This is a genomic window from Cobetia sp. (assembly GCF_983723665.1).
In genome coordinates this window covers 1-1,583 of the sequence record NZ_CFDJES010000051.1, presented here as the reverse complement: position 1 = coordinate 1,583, position 1,583 = coordinate 1, and the positions used below count along the sequence as shown (strand labels likewise).

The 1,583-nt window shown below is 63.0% G+C and carries 1 protein-coding gene; it reads left to right on the top strand.

Translation table 11 applies throughout. The features are described 5' to 3' along the window. Positions 1 to 745: 745 nt before the first annotated feature. Positions 746 to 1,583, top strand: an 838-nt coding sequence (locus AC4FAH_RS07105) for an MliC family protein (protein WP_490245815.1), incomplete at its 3' end; no start/stop codon positions are given.

Below are 1,583 nucleotides of genomic sequence, written 5' to 3'. Positions count from 1 at the left end.
TACGCAGATGGCGCAATTCAAGCATGATGAATGGTGCTCATGTTGAGAGGTTGAGAAATATGCGTTGTGAACGGCAAGTTGAGACAGGCCAGTTGAGACAGGCAAGCCGAGAACGTTAAGCCGAGAACGTTAAGTCGAGAACGATAAGTTGAAAGTCCTGGCGCAAGCCGCGAGCGGGTCAATCACTCCCGCGAGACTGGATCAGTGGGAGAGTGGCAGCGGGATTTTCTTCCCGCCAGGCCACCATCGTGACGCGCGGCTGCCCGAGGGCGCTCATGACACTGTCTCATATTCATGGCAATTCGCGTATCACTCGGGGCGCCGGAACACGAAGGGTGACGGAGTCAGGCGCCAGGAGGGTGTCATGCAAGGCCGGCAGGGCACGCGCCTTGTACCCTCAGTGCACTCCCATCCCCACAAGCCTCACTGCGCTTGATAGACTTTGGCAGGGTGCGCCAGGAAGGCCGCCGTCTCCGCCTTGAAGTCCAGCCATGCCGCAGTGTCTCATCATCAGAGTCCTGCGCTGCATCTTGTCGTCCGACATGCCCAGGGAGGGTTCATCATGTCACGTCATTGCTGTCGTCTTTTTGCCATTTCCCGTGCGTTGCCCCATAGGTGGGCCGCGAGTCTCACGCCAGGGATGATCGCTGCCGGTCGAGCGGGCTTGCGCCTGTCGCCTCTGGCGGTGCCCCTGCTGCTGGCCGGATGTACCTCCCTGCCGTGGAGTCAGGATGCCGCGTCAGGGATGGATGCTGGCCAACCGCCGCTCAAGGTGCCGGCTCCCGCACATGACCCGGGCCCCGTGGTGCATGAGGTGGCGAAGAAACCTGCGCCGCCCAGTGCGGAATCGCTGGGCAAGGCCGCTGCGGTGACCTTGCCCTCCAGCTTTCTGCCACCGCCCCGGGCGAGTGAGTATCAGGTGTGGCGCTGTACTCCGGCGCAGGATCTGCTGATGGCCTTCAGTGAAGGCGACGCCGAGGCGTCGCATGACTGGTTGCGGCTGTGGTCGCGTCGGCATGCCTATACCCTGGAGCGGGTCGTCAGTGCCTCGGGCGAGCGCTATCAGGCCAATGCCGGTGTATCGTCGGCCGAGCAGGCGTCTGGTGATGTGAAGGCGTTGCCCGGTGAAGAGGGACTGGAGGTGTGGTTCAAGGGTTCCGAGGCGATGCTGCAGAATGCCCGTGGCAATCTGGAATGTGTGCAGGATGATCGGCGCGTGATTCATCCGACGACGCAGAAGCCGCTGTTGGTGGCGCAGGGCAATGAGCCCGGCTGGCAGGTCAGTCTCGACAGCGAGCACAACCTGCTGACGCTGACGGCCATGCAGGGCTTGCTCGACTCGCCGCACGAGGCGCAGGCATCCGAGCGCTCTGCAGAAACGGAGGCTGGTGCTCGCTCGTCAGGTGTCCAGGTGGTGAAGCTGCCTTATCGGGTCGCCCGTGAGGCAAATGATAGCCGTGTGCTCAAGGCGCAACTCCCGGCTGACGGCAAGCAGGGCGAGCCATTGCAGCTGGTGGTCGCGCCGGGTGCCTGCTTCGATTCCATGCAGGGCGCGCCCTATCCACTGACGGCGACCTTGACGA